The 16,079-nt window shown below is 47.7% G+C and carries 11 protein-coding genes and 1 pseudogene; 4 read left to right on the top strand and 8 right to left on the bottom strand.

Features of this window, described 5'->3' with window-relative positions; translation table 11 throughout:
- Nucleotides 1–30 precede the first annotated feature (30 nt).
- A complete protein-coding gene (locus tag IEW88_RS03075) occupies nucleotides 31–1,299 on the top strand; it encodes a pirin family protein (protein WP_147902795.1) in 1,269 nt (422 codons plus the stop codon).
- Nucleotides 1,300–1,317: 18 nt separating this feature from the next.
- On the opposite strand, the gene IEW88_RS03070 is transcribed toward IEW88_RS03075, so the two are convergent.
- Both IEW88_RS03070 and IEW88_RS03065 read right to left on the bottom strand, forming a co-directional pair.
- Nucleotides 1,318–2,265 carry a M28 family peptidase gene (locus tag IEW88_RS03070; RefSeq protein WP_147902796.1) on the bottom strand — a complete coding sequence of 316 codons (948 nt, stop codon included), beginning with the start codon at nucleotides 2,263–2,265 and terminating at the stop codon, nucleotides 1,318–1,320.
- Nucleotides 2,266–3,453: a tetratricopeptide repeat protein gene (locus tag IEW88_RS03065; protein WP_147902797.1), complete on the bottom strand. Its 1,188-nt coding sequence runs from the start codon at nucleotides 3,451–3,453 to the stop codon at nucleotides 2,266–2,268. It abuts the gene before it with no gap.
- 370 nt (nucleotides 3,454–3,823) lie between these two features.
- Here IEW88_RS03065 and IEW88_RS03060 point away from each other — a divergent pair, with 370 nt between their 5' ends.
- Entirely contained in the window at nucleotides 3,824–3,994 is a 171-nt protein-coding gene (locus IEW88_RS03060) for a hypothetical protein (RefSeq protein WP_185148504.1), read from the top strand.
- Nucleotides 3,995–4,031: 37 nt separating this feature from the next.
- Here IEW88_RS03060 and metH read toward each other — a convergent pair whose 3' ends face one another.
- The 5 genes and pseudogenes from metH to IEW88_RS03035 all read right to left on the bottom strand — a co-directional run bounded on the left by metH (nucleotide 4,032) and on the right by IEW88_RS03035 (nucleotide 10,474).
- Nucleotides 4,032–6,659 (bottom strand): methionine synthase, encoded by a 2,628-nt coding sequence (metH, locus tag IEW88_RS03055; RefSeq protein ID WP_147902798.1) that lies wholly within the window; start codon nucleotides 6,657–6,659, stop codon nucleotides 4,032–4,034.
- Nucleotides 6,659–7,723 carry a homocysteine S-methyltransferase family protein gene (locus IEW88_RS18850; protein WP_147902799.1) on the bottom strand — a complete coding sequence of 355 codons (1,065 nt, stop codon included), beginning with the start codon at nucleotides 7,721–7,723 and terminating at the stop codon, nucleotides 6,659–6,661. The genes metH and IEW88_RS18850 overlap by 1 nt, the downstream gene beginning before the upstream one ends.
- Nucleotides 7,720–8,646 (bottom strand): homoserine O-acetyltransferase MetA, encoded by a 927-nt coding sequence (gene metA / locus IEW88_RS03045; RefSeq protein WP_147902800.1) that lies wholly within the window; start codon nucleotides 8,644–8,646, stop codon nucleotides 7,720–7,722. Before metA ends, IEW88_RS18850 begins: the two co-directional genes overlap by 4 nt.
- A 284-nt stretch (nucleotides 8,647–8,930) precedes the next feature.
- A pseudogene (recA, locus tag IEW88_RS03040) lies at nucleotides 8,931–9,916 on the bottom strand (recombinase RecA).
- Between the two features lie 66 nt (nucleotides 9,917–9,982).
- Entirely contained in the window at nucleotides 9,983–10,474 is a 492-nt protein-coding gene (locus tag IEW88_RS03035; protein ID WP_147902801.1) for a CinA family protein, read from the bottom strand.
- Nucleotides 10,475–10,506: 32 nt separating this feature from the next.
- Between IEW88_RS03035 and mutS the strand changes: the two genes are divergently transcribed.
- Both mutS and IEW88_RS03025 read left to right on the top strand, forming a co-directional pair.
- Nucleotides 10,507–13,092, top strand: coding sequence for a DNA mismatch repair protein MutS (gene mutS, locus IEW88_RS03030; RefSeq protein WP_147902802.1), 2,586 nt, complete (start codon nucleotides 10,507–10,509; stop codon nucleotides 13,090–13,092).
- A 42-nt stretch (nucleotides 13,093–13,134) separates the two neighbouring features.
- A complete protein-coding gene (locus IEW88_RS03025; protein WP_229670257.1) occupies nucleotides 13,135–15,084 on the top strand; it encodes an alkaline phosphatase D family protein in 1,950 nt (649 codons plus the stop codon).
- Nucleotides 15,085–15,139: 55 nt separating this feature from the next.
- Here IEW88_RS03025 and IEW88_RS03020 read toward each other — a convergent pair whose 3' ends face one another.
- Complete coding sequence (locus IEW88_RS03020) at nucleotides 15,140–16,021, bottom strand: transglutaminase family protein (RefSeq protein WP_147902803.1); 882 nt, start codon at nucleotides 16,019–16,021, stop codon at nucleotides 15,140–15,142.
- Between the last annotated feature and the right edge of the window lie 58 nt (nucleotides 16,022–16,079).

The raw sequence follows: 16,079 nt of genomic DNA, 5'->3' as shown, positions 1-16,079 counted from the left end.
GAGTGCAGTTAACGTAAAAAGGATTGAGTTATGACCATTACAGTCAGCCAACATACGCCAGGCCAATTACGACAAACCATCCGTATTCATAGTCATCAAATCAATGCTGATTTAACTCAGGCTGCCGGAGGCTCAGACACTGGACCTGATCCACACGATTTGTTTGACGCAGCCGTGGCTACGTGTAAAGCCATGACCTTACAGTTATTTGCCAAACGCAAAAATATCCCGTTAGACGAAGTAAAAGTGGAAATCAGCAGGGATGACAGCGCCGAAAGCAAAGGTTTGTACCAGCTGTATGCCACTCTGGAATTGATTGGTGATTTAACCACAGAGCAGCGCGAGCAGTTGCTGGCTATAGCCGATAAATGCCCTATCCATAAATTGGTAACGCACAGTGAAGTTCAGGTGCATACCAGCCTGAAATCCGAATCCGCCCCGGTTCAAAGCAGTGAGCCTCTGCTTATCCAGCCACAGGAACGTGATATAGGTTTTATGATCAAAAGGTTATTGCCTGCCAAAGCCCAGCGTCGTGTCGGACCTTTTATTTTTGTTGATCATATGGGGCCAGCTACTTTTGTCGCTGGCAGTACTGAAGGTGATGTGCGACAGCATCCGCATATCGGACTGGCTACTGTCACCTATTTATTTTCCGGCGCTATGCAACATAGTGACACCTTGGGGACCAGACAACGAATTGAACCAGGTGCCATCAATCTGATGCGTGCAGGTCGTGGTATAGCGCACTCTGAACGTATTCCGGTCGATATTCGTCAGGAGCAGGTTCAGGTCGAAGGTATGCAAATATGGCTGATGTTACCAGAGGATCAAGCCGAGTCAGAGCCTTCGTTTCAACATTATCCCGCGGCTTTATTTCCGGTCATGCAGGTACCAGGCTGTGAAATCAAAGTCTTGTTAGGCGAATATTTTTCTCAGACGTCAGTGGTTAGTTTCCCATCCCGCTGCTGTTATGCCGAACTGAAACTAGACCCGTGCAGCAATCTGACATTACCCAAATCAGAGCAGCAATTGGCTATCTACCTGGCGAAAGGCTCGTTAAAACAACCACAGCTGAACGCTGGACAAATGCTGGTGATGACTGACGATCTAACAGTGCTGGCCGGTGATGACGGTGCACATTTTATGCTGTTGGGTGGCGATGCAGTGGCAGATCCTGTGCTGCTTAACTGGAACTTTGTAGCCCGTACCCCAGAGCGTCTGGCTCAAGCCAAAGCAGACTGGAATAGCGGCAACTTCCCTCGTTTGACCGACGATCCCGAGTGGATCCCCGCACCTTAAAGTATGCTTGTACTCTTATTAAGATTTACGCGCCGCCTGATACCATTCAGGCGGCTGCTGGTCCAGCCATAACAGCACCTGACTTAATGAAGAAAACATACGTTGCAAAAAGTCAGAGTCAATACGCTGCCAGTCATCGTTTATACTGTGGTAATCTGCGTGAGTGTCGACACCAAAATACAAAAATGGAATACCAGCGCGACGAAAAGGTGCATGATCACTGGCATTATCCCAATCTGTGCCTGATTGACCTTGTTGTCGCCCCTGACGCCTTAGTTTGATCTTCACCGCAAAAGATCGTTGTTTAAAAAACTCACTGACTCCGGGTAAAGAACGGGCACCATAGACGTAAAGCTGGTTAGATCGTTCTCCTCTGCTCAACATATCCAGATTCAAGTTAAGCAAAATATGTTCTGCAGCGACAGGGAAATGCCTGAGCAAAGCTTTAGCTCCGTATAAACCATTTTCCTCAGCGTCTGTAGCCGCAAAAATATAACTATATGCCGGACAGTTTTGTCCTAACAAGGCAGCCAATGCCAGCATAGTGGCGACACCAGAGGCATTGTCATCCGCACCGTTGTACACTCTGCTGCCGGACATACCTAAGTGGTCATAATGAGCAGTGATCACCACATAAGAAGACGGATGAACACAACCTTGTCGCCACCCTATGACATTCATTCCTTTCTTTTCAGTAAAACCTGATGAATAGCTAAATACCTGACGGAATCCCTTCTCCTGTATAGGTAGTAATTTTAACTGCTGGTAACGTTGTTCAATATAACGCCTTGCCAGCTCAGCGCCCGGATGACCGGTTTTTCGCCCCTGCATCCGATCATCAGCCAGTAGTTTTATATCCGTAAGCAAGGCGCTTTCAAACTCAGCTACATCACCCCAAACGTTGACAGAGAATAAACAGCTAACAAAGCACAACCACTTCACCATCATTCGAGTCTGAGCCAGCATTTAATGCTGCTTAGAGGCGGTCATTAAAGAATCGAGCTTAGACTGATATCTTCCTCGCTCCTGCATGCTGGGTGCATGTTTTTTAGCTTGTAACAAGTAATGCCTGGCCGCTTCTGCATGACCAAGCTGGTAGTACGCTTTAGCCAGCCCAGCCAATGCTTCTGATGCCTTTTTATTCAATTTAAGACTGTATCTGAAATGCTTTATCGCCTGTTGATGATCACTCATCTGCATAGCTTCATTGCCAAGCATAATGTGATAATACGGATTGTCTAATCGTTGGATATACACTACCCGCTGTAAATCTTCTGCTTTTTCAGTTTCGCCTTTCAGCATATAGAGCAATGCCAAATTGGATTTTACATTGGTTGACTCAGGGTCTAATTGCAGTGCGAGCTTATACGCATCTTCCGCCAAATCAAAATGCCTGATGCTGCGGTACAACACCGCCAAATTATTCCAGCTCTCTGATGAATTTGGGTCTGTTAAGATAGCCGCTTTTAGATAGGCGAATGCATGATCATAGTCTTTTTCAATCATAAACTGAGCGGCTTTATTGTTGTAAAACATGGCTATGATTTGCGGTTTTTTTAGTACACGAACCGGAAAATCACTCTTATTAGTTTCCAAGTCAAAATCGATGACATAACTAAATTGTTCATAATTTGCAGCTCCTCGTGAGGTCTTTGCGCCGGAGCCAGTCAATTTTAAGTTCACATGACCACTTAACAAACTGACGCCTTGCACATGGGTCCAGTATTCCGGAATGATGACGTCCTGAAAAAGCACGTTCATTTCTGCAACGCTGGCCAGACTGTACGCCAGAATAGTCAAAGACAGACAATTCGCTTGCTGCCTTGCCAATGTTTCGCTAGCGGTTAAGGTTGCGTTGGTCTCATAACTGATACGCTTTCCCTTAAGAAAAAAGATGTAATTTAACAATGCATCGGCTTTTTCTCTGGAGGAGTTCAGAGGCCTGACCATCCGCAACATGTCGTGATAAACAGCATCTGGTAATGCGAAAATCTGTTGCTCAGTCTCTATACTTTGCTCGGGGATAGCCGTAAACAAATGATCAGCCAGATACTGCCGGGGTTCTGTATTTAGTTCATTTTGGACTGTCAGACTGCAACCAGCAGTCATCATCAGCAATAGACCACATAGACAACTGAGAGTAATTCTTTGCATTTGATGCTCCTGTCGGGACTCACTGCTCACTAAAAACGGAAGTTATCCCTCGCCTGCTTTTACTATAGAACACGGCCGCGGTTCTGGTAAGCATCCTCATTCCCCACTCGCCCCTGATTTACTCCCACTGGTATCATCTCTTTACAATAAAGCGCCCCAGGAGATTTGCACTATGAATCAAATATGCCGCTTTATTTAAAGCAAAAAAGTGTTGCGTGATGGAGCAATGGTTAGACTCAGTCATGGTGCACAAAAAAGACCGCTGTCTGGTGTTGAAGCTTCCGCAGCGAGTTGTGGATGGAGGTTATAAAGATATTGTTCAATCAAACAGCATGCCGACACCAGTCCAATCAACAAAATGCCGCTGCTAATGGAGTTATTGGTGCCTGGCGAGGAGGAGCGTATTCAACTGCACGGTGAAATTATGGACTGTCATCTGGAATTACAGAAATTGTCTTTGGGTAGTAAGTTTGAACTGCCGGAACGACAAGTCATTAAAATGCTGCAACCTTTTATTGGTGATCCGACTATCGCCAGTTAAAGGCCAGGTCAGAGCCAGGGCTCTGATCCGATCATCATTATCCTAAATTAGGCGCTAACCAGCTGTCTGCTTGTTCAGTACTCCAGCCTTTTTTCGCGGCATATTCGTCTTTTTGATCAGTGCCAATTTTGCTGACAGCAAAGTATTTGCTATCAGGATGAGCAAAGTACCAGCCACTGACTGCGGCGCCAGGCCACATGGCGTAACTCTCAGTCAGTTGAATACCGGTTTGGGCTTCGACATCCAGCAGCTGCCATAAAGTGCCTTTTTCAGTGTGCTCAGGACAAGCCGGATAACCAGGTGCAGGCCGTATGCCCTGATACAACTCACGAATAAGCTGCTCGTTATCCAGGTTTTCCTCAGGTGCATAACCCCAGAATTCCCGTCGCACTCGCATATGCAGGTATTCGGCTAGCGCTTCAGCTAAACGATCGGCGAGGGCTTTGACCATAATGCTGTTGTAATCATCATGCTGCGCAGCAAATTCAGCAGCCAGTTCATCAGCACCAAAACCAGTGCTGACAGCAAAACCGCCAATATAATCAGCAATGCCTGAACCCACAGGGGCAACAAAGTCAGCCAGGCAGCAGTTTGGATTGTCATTACGCAGCTGCAATTGCTGACGTAAGTTAAATAAACGGCAGCGTTCCACTGTACGGCTTTCGTCCGTGTAGACAATAATATCGTCACCTTCGCTGTTGGCCGGAAAGAAACCAAATACAGCTTTGCCCTGCACTTTCTTCTGCTGGATCATCAAATCCAAAATAGCATTGGCATCTTTATGCACACGACGTGCTTCCATGCCCACTTCAGGGTGATTCAAAATGGCTGGAAATTTACCAGACAGCTGCCAGGTCAGGAAAAATGGCGTCCAGTCGATGTAATCGCGAAGCCGCTCTAAATCCACGTCTTGCCATAAATACACACCACTCTGTTTAGGCGCTGGTGCCACTTTAGTTAAATCCAGCTGGAATTTATTAGCGCGGGCTTGCTCCAGGCTCAGCAGCTTTTCACCAGGCCTGCTACGGGCATGCTGGTCACGTGCCCTGTCGTATTCGTCATTGACCCTTTCCAAAAAGGCCGGTTTATGCTCTTTGCTGATCAGCGATTGCACCACAGACACACTACGCGAAGCGTTAGGTACATAAACCACACCATGCGGATAATTCGGCGCAATCTTGATGGCGGTATGGGCTTTGGATGTCGTAGCGCCACCAATCAACAGCGGAATATCAAAACCCAGACGGCTCATTTCTTTGGCTACATGCACCATCTCATCTAAAGACGGCGTAATCAGGCCAGACAAGCCAATAATATCGACATTCAGCTCTTTGGCTTTTTGCAGCAAGGTGGCACAAGGCACCATGACGCCAAGGTCGATCACTTCATAGTTATTACATTGCAGTACTACGCCTACTATGTTTTTGCCTATGTCGTGCACATCACCTTTGACGGTTGCCATCAGCACTTTGCCCTGAGCCTGAGCACCAGTACCGGCTTTTTCCAGTTCGATAAAAGGCTGCAAATAAGCTACTGCTTTTTTCATCACCCGGGCGGATTTGACTACCTGAGGCAGGAACATTTTTCCTTCGCCAAATAAGTCACCGACCACGTTCATACCGTCCATCAGCGGACCTTCAATCACGTGCAAGGGGCGGTCAACAGTTAAACGGGCTTCTTCCGTGTCTTGATCAATAAAGTCGGTAATGCCTTTGACTAAGGCATGTTCAAGGCGTTTATGCACAGGCCAGGCGCGCCAGGCTTCGTCTTCTTTAACAGCCACAGCTCCATCGCCTTTGAATTCGGCGGCAATATCCAGTAAACGTTCTGTCGCATCGTCACGGCGGTTTAAAATTACATCTTCCACCCGCTCACGCAGCAGCTCTGGAATATCGTCATACACCGCCAACTGACCGGCGTTGACTATGCCCATGTCCATACCTGCGCCAATGGCGTGGTACAAAAATACTGAGTGCATGGCTTCGCGCACCGGGTCGTTACCACGGAACGAAAAGGAAATATTCGACACGCCGCCTGAAATTTTGGCATAAGGACATAAGCGTTTGATTTCACGGGTCGCTTCAATAAAGTCGACAGCGTAGTTGTTATGCTCTTCTATGCCGGTCGCCACAGCAAAAATATTCGGGTCAAAGATAATATCTTCTGGCGGAAAGCCAATTTGGTTAACCAGAATGTCATAAGCGCGCTGACAGATTTCGACTTTGCGGACTTTGGTATCGGCCTGACCTTTTTCATCAAAGGCCATCACCACCACAGCAGCACCGTAACGGCGCAGCAATTTGGCCTGATACAAAAACGGCTCAATGCCTTCTTTCAGCGAAATAGAATTGACGACTGGCTTCCCCTGAATACATTTCAGTGCAGCTTCAATCACTTCCCATTTGGACGAGTCGACCATAATGGGCACCCGGGAGATATCCGGCTCAGAGGCTAATAAATTCAGATAACGTACCATGGCCGCCTTGCTGTCGAGCATGGCTTCGTCCATGTTGATGTCAATGATCTGAGCGCCGTTTTCGACTTGCTGACGGGCAACGTCTAAGGCTTTTTCATATTCGCCTTCTAAAATCAGCTTTTTAAAACGGGCTGAACCTGTAACGTTGGTACGTTCACCAACGTTAATAAAACGGGCTTGTTGTCGCATTACCACTCCAGACCAAAAGCTTCTAAACCAGACAAATGAAACTGGTGCGTTTTTTCTTTCGGCTGACGCGCAGGCTTTCCTGCAACTACATCACTGATAGCACGGATATGTTCTGGTGTGGTGCCACAACAACCACCTACAATATTTAAAAAGCCCTGCTCTGCCCAGTCGGCGATTTCTTTGGCCATATCTACTGCACCTAAATCATATTCACCAAATTCATTCGGTAAACCGGCGTTTGGATGTACTGAAACATAACACTGTGAAATACCTGACAAAGTCTCTACATAAGGCCGCAATAGATCTGGCCCTAAAGCACAGTTCAAACCAAAACTGACTGGCTCTACATGAGAGAGTGAATGGTAAAAAGCTTCAGTAGTTTGGCCAGATAAAGTACGACCTGAGGCATCAGTAATAGTGCCAGAGATCATCACAGGTAAACTGTAACCCAGCTCATCAAATACTTTCAGTACCGCAAAAGCAGCAGCTTTGGCATTTAAAGTATCAAAGATGGTTTCGAGCATAATAATGTCAGCACCACCTTCAATCAGCGCATGAGTAGATTCAGAATAAGCGCTGACCAAGGTATCAAAATCGACATTACGGAAACCCGGGTCGTTCACGTCAGGTGAAATAGAAGCCGTTCTGTTGGTCGGGCCTAATACGCCAGCGACAAAACGCGGTTTATCCGGCGTGCTGTATTCATCACAGGCCTGCCGCGCCAGAGCCGCTGACTCACGGTTGATACGGGCAGATAAATGCGACATCTGGTAATCAGCCATGGCGATAGGCGTGGCATTAAAGCTATTGGTTTCCAGAATATCAGCACCGGCAGCTAAGTACTGACGATGGATATCCAGAATAAGTTCAGGCTTGGTCAGCACCAGCAAATCGTTATTGCCTTTCAGATCAGTAGACCAATCGGCAAACTCAGCGCCACGGTAATCCGCTTCCTGCAATTTATATTGCTGGATCATGGTGCCCATAGCACCGTCTAATACCAAAATACGTTCCGCCAACAGCGTACGAAGGGCGTCTGGGGTTAACACACTGCGATTGGTCATAACTGCTGCCCTATCTGCTGAATATCAAAAGGTGTGGCCTGGTATACATAATAGTTCAGCCAGTTGCTGAACAATAAAAAGGCATGACTTTGCCATAACTTATGTGGACCTTTGGCCGGATCGTTTTGTTTATAGTAGTTCTCTGGGATTTTTGGCTCTAGACCTGCGGCCAGATCACGCTGATATTCATCATTTAACGTGGTTAAATCATACTCAGGATGACCAGTGACAAAGACCCGGCTACCCGTGCTGTTTTGCAGCAAATAGGCGCCTGTCACATCGGCTTCTGCTAACACATGCAAATCCGGATGATGCTGATATTTTTGTTTAGGTACCTGCGCATAACGTGAATGTGGTACTAAAAACTCATCGTCGAAACCCCGTACCAATGGGCTTAAAGGCTGACAGACGTTTTGCCAGTAGACCCCGGATAACTTCTCGCCACGAATTTCGCGCTGTAAACCATAATAATGATACAAAGCCGCATGGGCAGCCCAACATAAAAACAAAGTTGAGGTGACATGACGATCAGCCCAGGTCAGAATTTCTGAGAGCTGTGGCCAATAACTGACATCTTCGTAATTCACTAAACCTAAAGGCGCGCCTGTGATAATCAGGCCATCATAGTTTTGCTGCTCTACATCAGAAAAATAACGGTAAAAACAGTCCAGATGGTTCTGCGGGGTATGTTTGCTGACATGGTTATCAAGACGAATAAGCTCTACATCCACCTGCAGCGGACTATTGGCTAACAAGCGCAATAACTGGATTTCAGTCGCGACTTTGTTTGGCATTAAATTCAAAATGGCAATTTTCAGCGGCCGGATATCCTGCGACAAAGCCCGGCTCTCGGTCATGACAAACACATTCTCTGCAGAAAGAGCTTCCACAGCAGGTAACTGATCAATGACTTTAATAGGCATAGCATCTCCGGCAAGACTGAAAAATGAGGTTACTCTGGCTGAAAGCCCTGGAAATGTCAACTTCTAAACGTTTAGACGTCTAAAAATAAGATGGAGAGAAAAAGTGAAACATCCAGCAACTCCAGACCTTAATTAACAGCTCCTTATTTTCCAAAAAGAATGAAACCGACACAACTCAAAAAAGCCGGAGCAGAATCAAAAATGACGAGGGTCTAAAAACAACAAACCCGGCCTGAGCCGGGTTCGTGTTAACTTTTGCGCTTATAGCTCAGGGCTGCTCCCGCTTACAGATCGGCTTCAGCGTCTTCTGGCACCATACCAAAATCTTCTGCTGGTGACGGAGCACCTTTAGAAGGTTCCAGTAACAGCATACGGCGTAATTCAGCTTCAATTTCTTTGGCAACCGCAGGGTTTTCCTGCAGGTACTTCATGGCGTTGGCTTTACCTTGACCAATTTTGTTACCTTTGTATGCATACCAGGCACCGGCTTTGTCGATTAGCTTATGCAGCACACCTAAGTCGATTAATTCGCCATCTTTGCTGATACCAGCGCCATACATAATAATAAACTCGGCTTGTTTAAAGGGTGGTGCTACTTTGTTTTTCACCACTTTGACGCGGGTTTCGTTACCCGTCACTTCGTCGCCATCTTTGACAGAACCAGTACGACGAATATCTAAACGCACTGAAGCGTAGAATTTTAATGCGTTACCGCCTGTGGTGGTTTCTGGTGAACCAAATACATAAAGTGTTGGAGCGTTTGATATTACCTGTCAGTTTACGTAAAGCTTGAGACATTAAACGTGCCTGCAAACCGACGTGGCTGTCACCCATATCGCCTTCAATTTCAGCGCGAGGTGTTAATGCAGCGACTGAGTCGACAATGATCACGTCGACCGCAGCAGAGCGTACTAACATGTCACAAATTTCCAGAGCCTGTTCACCTGTATCAGGCTGAGACACTAATAAATCATCGACGTTAACGCCTAATTTTTTAGCGTACACAGGGTCTAAGCATGCGCTGAGCTTCAGCAACGACTTGTAAAGTTAAAGTAGTTTTACCTGATGATTCAGGACCGTAGATCTCAACAATACGACCACAAGGCAAACCGCCTATGCCGAGCGCTATATCCAAACCTAACGAACCTGTAGGGATAAAGTCGATATCAAGCGCTGTGCTGTCGCCCAAACGCATAATAGAACCTTTACCAAACTGGCGTTCGATTTGACCTAAGGCTGCGGTCAATGCTTTTTGTTTATTGTCGTCCATTGCTCTCTCCGGTGGATTCTTGGATGCACTCAAAGTGCTGTATGCTCATACAGTAGTCTTTTTGCTTTAGTCTGTCAATAACAAGATCAACTGCTGCAACACAAAATCGATCGCCTGCTGGCGCACGCTAGCTCTGTCGCCATCAAAAATACGCTGCGACAATACCTGATGGCCCTGAATTTCAAAACAAAAATGTACAGTACCCACAGGTTTAGCGGCCGACCCACCATCAGGGCCAGCAATACCTGACACTGCTACAGCCACTTCAGCACCAGCAGCTTTGGCTGCGCCTACCGCCATTTCCAGTACAGTTTCTTTACTGACAGCACCGTATTGCAATAAAGTTTCGGCTTTGACGCCCAGCAACTGTTGCTTGGATTTATTGCTGTAAGTAACAAAAGAGCGGTCCAGATAAGCGGAGCTGCCTGCTACTGCGGTTAACACATAAGCAATACCACCGCCAGTGCAGGATTCTGCTGTGGTGATACTGAAGTTTTTCCGCAATAATAGCGCTCCGAGCTCCGCCGCCAATTGATAGGTGGTTACTGGAATTGTCATCTTTGGTCCAACGCAGGAATTATTAAGCCATTATGCCGCCAGAACAGAAAGACGGGCAAGCCCCAAGCCCGCACACTCCGATGATGCAACAGTACCTTGGCCTGAAATGCCAGCATCCTGATATTTTGCTGTTTTATCGTATGGGTGACTTTTACGAGCTGTTTTACGACGATGCCAAAAAGGCCTCTGCCCTTTTGGATATTTCCCTGACTAAAAGAGGTCAGTCGGCAGGCCAGCCTATTCCTATGGCAGGCGTGCCTTATCATTCGATTGAGGGTTATTTAGCCCGTTTAGTACAGTTAGGCGAATCCGCCGCTATTTGTGAACAAATCGGCGATCCAGCTTTAAGCAAAGGTCCGGTGGAACGTGCTGTGGTGCGTATTGTGACTCCGGGCACTGTTACAGACGAAGCACTGCTGAATGAACGGCAGGATACGCTGGTCTCGGCTTTGTATCAGCAAAAAGGCAGTTATGGTTTTGCTTATCTGGATTTAAGCAGTGGCCGTTTTTTAATTAACGAAGTCTCTCATTTAGACGATTTATTGGCCTTATTGCAACGTTTAAATCCGGCAGAAATTTTATATGCCGAAGAGCAGGATTGGCCCGACAGCGTCATTAACCGCAAAGGCGTGCGTCGCCGCCCTGTCTGGGAATTTGAGCTAAGCAATGCCAAACGTTTACTGACCCAACAATTTGGCACCCGCGACTTACAAAGTTTTGGCGTAGAACAAGCACCTGTGGCTTTAATGGCCGCGGGCTGCTTAATGGGTTATGTCAAAGACACCCAGCGCGCTCAGTTACCTCATATTCGCTCTATCGCATTAGAGCGTAATCAGGACTGCATAGTGCTGGATGCAGCAACAAGGCGTAATCTGGAGCTAACCCAAACCTTAGCAGGCCAATTTGACCACACGCTCGCGGCAGTATTGGATCAATGCCAGACAGCTATGGGCAGTCGTTTACTCAAACGCTGGATCCATGCACCGCTGCGCGATCAGGCTTTAGTATCAGGCCGGCATCAGGCCGTGGCTGAATTGCAGCACCATCATCAGAGTTTACAACCGCTGTTTAAGCAAGTAGGCGATACGGAGCGGGTAATCGCCCGTTTAGCACTTCGAAGCGCCAGGCCTCGTGATTTCTCGCGTTTGCGCGCTGCGTTGCAGTTATTACCTGAACTCTCACCTGAACTGACTCTGTTACGCAGCCCTTTATTGGCGCAGCTTGCTGCGAAGTGTCAGCCACTGCCAGAGCTTTGTGATTTATTAGAGCGCGCCATAGTGGACACTCCACCCATGCTTATTCGGGATGGTGGTGTGATAGCTTCAGGCTACAACGCCGCATTGGATCAATGGCGTGAACTGGCGACAGGGGCTACGGACTATCTGGAGCGACTGGAGCAACGCGAAAAAGAACGCACCGGCATAGCTTCACTCAAAGTAGGTTTTAACAGAGTGGCGGGTTATTACATTGAAACCGGCCGCAGCGCTGCCGATCAGGTGCCAGCCGATTATATTCGTCGCCAGACCTTAAAAAACAACGAACGTTTTATTATTCCTGAATTAAAAGAATACGAAGACAAAGTGCTTGGCAGTCAAAGCAAAGCTTTGGCCTTGGAAAAACAGCTGTATGACGAGTTATTTGATTTAACAGCACCTTACCTGGCTGATTTACAGCAACTGTCCGCTGCTTTGGCCGAACTGGATTTACTGACCAACTTCGCTGAACGGGCTGAACAGCTGAACTACCATCAGCCAGAGCTGACACCAGAACCTGGCATCCAGATAGAAGCAGGCCGTCACCCTGTGGTGGAACAGGTGATGACCGAACCTTTTATTGCCAACCCACTTCAGCTCTCGCCAGAGCGGCGCATGCTGATGATTACAGGCCCGAATATGGGCGGTAAATCGACTTATATGCGTCAGAATGCCTTAATAGTGCTGATGGCTTATATAGGTAGTTTTGTACCGGCACAGCGCGCTGTATTAGGCCCGGTCGACAGGATATTCACCCGGGTCGGTGCATCCGATGATCTGGCGTCAGGCCGCTCTACATTTATGGTGGAAATGACAGAAACCGCCACTATTTTGCATCATGCGACAGCTCAAAGTTTAGTGCTGATGGATGAAATAGGCCGTGGCACCAGTACTTATGATGGTTTGTCTCTGGCATGGGCCTGTGCTGAATACCTGGCGCAGCAACTGAAAGCCATGACCTTATTCGCCACCCATTATTTTGAACTGACGGAGCTAGCATCGCAGTTACAGGGTTTAGCCAATATTCATCTGGATGCGGTCGAGCACGACGAACACATCGTCTTTATGCATCAGGTGCAGGACGGCGCGGCCAGTAAAAGTTATGGTTTACAAGTGGCCCAGCTGGCTGGTGTGCCTCGGGTGGTGATCCAAAAAGCCAAACAAAAACTGGCCCAATTGGAACAACAGTCCGTTGTCAGTGCCAAAGCACCTGCAGCGGCTAAAACAATAGAGCCGCTGCAACAACAATTATTTGCCGAAGCCGAACCTCATCCAATACTGGAGCAACTGACAAAACTGGATCCGGATCAATTGTCAGCCCGTCAGGCTTTGGATTTGTTGTATCAACTGAAAGAGCGCTTGTAAAAAACTGGTTGAAAAAGGAGTGCTGTTATTTCTGAACTAAGTTTGTCCAAAGCAGCCAGTCGTACTCCTTTGGTGTGGGCTGGCCCTATCATACGTCGCCTGACACCAAAGCGGTTATGTCTCTGGTTAGCAAGTTCCGAAGCGGTTGAATTGCAACTTCAGCTTCAACCTGAACAAGCTGAACCGCTCGAGTTTGACGCAAAACAGCTGCAGCCCTTTGTGCAACAACTGCAGCTTGCCGGTAAATTACATCTGGTTTTGCTGGACCTGGAACTGAGCGAAGCGCTGCCAACAGAACGCTGGATTAGTTATGATCTGCAGTTAAAAACCAGCAGCAGCGACTGGCAAAACTGGCGGCAGTGGGCGGACGACTTAGTTTATCCAGGACGGGATTTACCGGGTTTTATCCTCAAACCCAAGGTGCATTCGGTCTTGCACGGCTCCTGTCGTAAACCACATTTTGGTGCCGGAGACGGTTTAGTTTGTGCCGACCAGCAGTTAGCGGAAACAAACCCTGCAGAGTGGCCAAGCTTGCTGATGCTAAGTGGCGATCAGGTCTACACTGACGATGTGGCCGCACCTATGCTTTATGCTATTCATCAACTGATTGCTAAACTGGAATTTGCTGACGAAACCTTGCCTTGTGCTACTTTAAGCTCGAGCCATGAGCTACACAGCAAAACCCCTTATTATTACCAACGCGAGAAACTGCTGCCTGCTACCGAAGCCAGTTATCAGGTATTAAAACAGTTGTTTCAAGGCGCAAAAAAGCCAGTATTTACCACAGACAGTGCCCATAACCATCTGATCTCTATGGCCGAAGTGTTTTCGATGTACCTGCTGGTCTGGTCGCCTGCGCCGTGGCAAGAGCTGGAGTTGCAGATGCCCCAAGCACAGCTCAATAGCTTTAGTCCGGAGCGCCAAAAGCGCTGTGCTACCTACAGCAAAAACCTGACAGAATTTAAAGCAGGTTTAAGCCAGGTCAGACGTGTAATGGCCCACCTGCCTGTCGCTATGATGTTTGATGATCACGATATTACCGACGACTGGAATTTAACTGCAGAGTGGGAAAAAACCGCCTACGAACACCCGTTTTCCCGCCGTATTATTGGTAATGCGCTAATGGGCTACTTGCTGTTTCAGGGTTTTGGTAATGCGCCGGAAAAAGTCCAAAAGCTGATGCCCTTGTGCCAACAAGCCCTGAGTCAGCCCGGCTCTGAAGCGCATGATGAATGCATTAATAGCCTGCTCAAATTCTCTGAATGGCATTATAGCTGGCCAACCCAGCCGCCTTTGTTAGTACTGGATACCCGCACCCAACGCTGGCGCTCTGAGCTGTCAATGGCAAAACCTTCGGGCTTAATGGACTGGGAAGCTATTACTGAATTGCAGCAACAATTGCTGGGCTATGAAGCTGTATTGCTGGTGTCCCCCGCCCCTGTGTTTGGTGTGAAACTGATTGAAACTATTCAGCGTATTTTTACCAGCTTTGGTAAACCTCTGATGGTCGACGCTGAAAACTGGATGACCCACCCGGGCTCTGCTTATGCGCTGCTAAATTTATTCCGCCACCCCAAAACACCCCGCAACTTTGTGATTTTATCCGGTGATGTGCATTACAGTTTTGTATTTCAGGTTGCCCTTAAACATAAACAGCAAAGCCCGGCTATTTGGCAAATCACCAGCAGCGGCCTGAAAAATGAGTTTCCACATAAGCTACTGGCTATTTTAGATACCGCCAACCGCTGGCTTTATGCCTCCCGCTCACCGCTAAACTGGTTTACCAAAAGACGCCGGATGAAAATCACCCACCACAAACCCATGGGCGAAAGCAAAGGCCGCCGTCTGGTTAATGCGGCTGGTATAGGTTTAGTCGAGCTAACGGCTGAAGGTGTACCCTGCAAAATAGTGCAGCTGTGCGCTGATGGTGACACAGTAAGTTTTGAGCTGGAAAAAGGCGATGATGAACTAACGCAGGATTATAGTTTGTGATTTGATCTCTCGGGTCAGAGCACATTTGCTACGCAAATGATGATCTGACCCGACATCACATCGGCACTACATCCACTTCCACTTCGAGCTGATGCACACCATGGCCTTGCAGCAAACCTTTCAGTGGCACTACGTCGGCGTAGTCACGGCCATAAGCCAGGGTAATATGACGTTCTGCCGGCATCAGGTTGTTGGTGGGATCAAAATCAACCCAGCCCAGTTCAGGGTCGTATACAGCAAACCAGGCATGAGAAGCATCAGCACCTATTAAACGCGGTTGGCCTTCTGGTGGTGAGGTTTCCAGATAACCACTGACATAACGACTGGGAATACCTAAAGCACGTAAACAGCTGACAGCCAGTTGAGCAAAATCCTGACAGACGCCTTTTTTATGCAGCAACACTTCGGACACAGGGGTGACCACTGAGCTAAATTCAGGGTCGTATTCAAACTGGTGGAAAATCAAATCTGTCAGTTGTTGCGCTAGCTGTAATACGGTCAAACTCGGGTCAGCAATGCTCTGAATTAATGCCTTTGTTTCATCCGGCACTGGGATCATCCGGCTTGGACCGGTGCACAACAATGCTTTGAGTTGCTCGGGTGAATAACCTTGTTGCTGGCGGAAAAAAGCTGCGACTTGTGGCCAGGGCTGAGTTAAATCCAAAGCCAGACTCTGCTGCCGTGGCAAAACTTCAACCACAGAAAAAGCAGTCACAGCCAGTTGCTGATGCGGCGGCTGCAAGTGAATAAAATGCTGGGTATTACCAAAGGTATCTGTTCTGGCATACACAGAAGACGCTGTAGGCAAAACCTCTAAGCTGAAACTACATAGCTCCTGTGTCGGTAATTGCCGTGGCTGCAAACAAGCCAGATTGTAACTGTTGGCCACAGGATGCTGGTAACAATAACGGGTCAGGTGGCGGATCTGGTACTTCATATTTTCAGCCTTGTAGGGGCGGGTCTTGCACCCGCCCGTCCGGTGTTCATATCAATAC

Origin of the sequence: Rheinheimera tangshanensis (assembly GCF_014645135.1) — a bacterium.
Lineage (GTDB): Bacteria > Pseudomonadota > Gammaproteobacteria > Enterobacterales > Alteromonadaceae > Pararheinheimera > Pararheinheimera tangshanensis.
The sequence above is the reverse complement of the archived record's forward strand: the minus strand, read 5'-3'. Positions and strand labels throughout refer to the sequence as shown.

Bases quoted from the DNA above. Each gene is read 5' to 3' on its own strand.
- IEW88_RS03075 (WP_147902795.1), top strand. From the start codon at position 31: ATGACCATTACAGTCAGCCAACATACGCCAGGCCAATTACGACAAACC.
- IEW88_RS03070 (WP_147902796.1), bottom strand. From the start codon at position 2,265: ATGCTGGCTCAGACTCGAATGATGGTGAAGTGGTTGTGCTTTGTTAGC.
- IEW88_RS03065 (WP_147902797.1), bottom strand. From the start codon at position 3,453: ATGCAAAGAATTACTCTCAGTTGTCTATGTGGTCTATTGCTGATGATG.
- IEW88_RS03060 (WP_185148504.1), top strand. From the start codon at position 3,824: ATGGAGTTATTGGTGCCTGGCGAGGAGGAGCGTATTCAACTGCACGGT.
- metH (WP_147902798.1), bottom strand. From the start codon at position 6,659: ATGCGACAACAAGCCCGTTTTATTAACGTTGGTGAACGTACCAACGTT.
- IEW88_RS18850 (WP_147902799.1), bottom strand. From the start codon at position 7,723: ATGACCAATCGCAGTGTGTTAACCCCAGACGCCCTTCGTACGCTGTTG.
- metA (WP_147902800.1), bottom strand. From the start codon at position 8,646: ATGCCTATTAAAGTCATTGATCAGTTACCTGCTGTGGAAGCTCTTTCT.
- IEW88_RS03035 (WP_147902801.1), bottom strand. From the start codon at position 10,474: ATGACAATTCCAGTAACCACCTATCAATTGGCGGCGGAGCTCGGAGCG.
- mutS (WP_147902802.1), top strand. From the start codon at position 10,507: ATGCCGCCAGAACAGAAAGACGGGCAAGCCCCAAGCCCGCACACTCCG.
- IEW88_RS03020 (WP_147902803.1), bottom strand. From the start codon at position 16,021: ATGAAGTACCAGATCCGCCACCTGACCCGTTATTGTTACCAGCATCCT.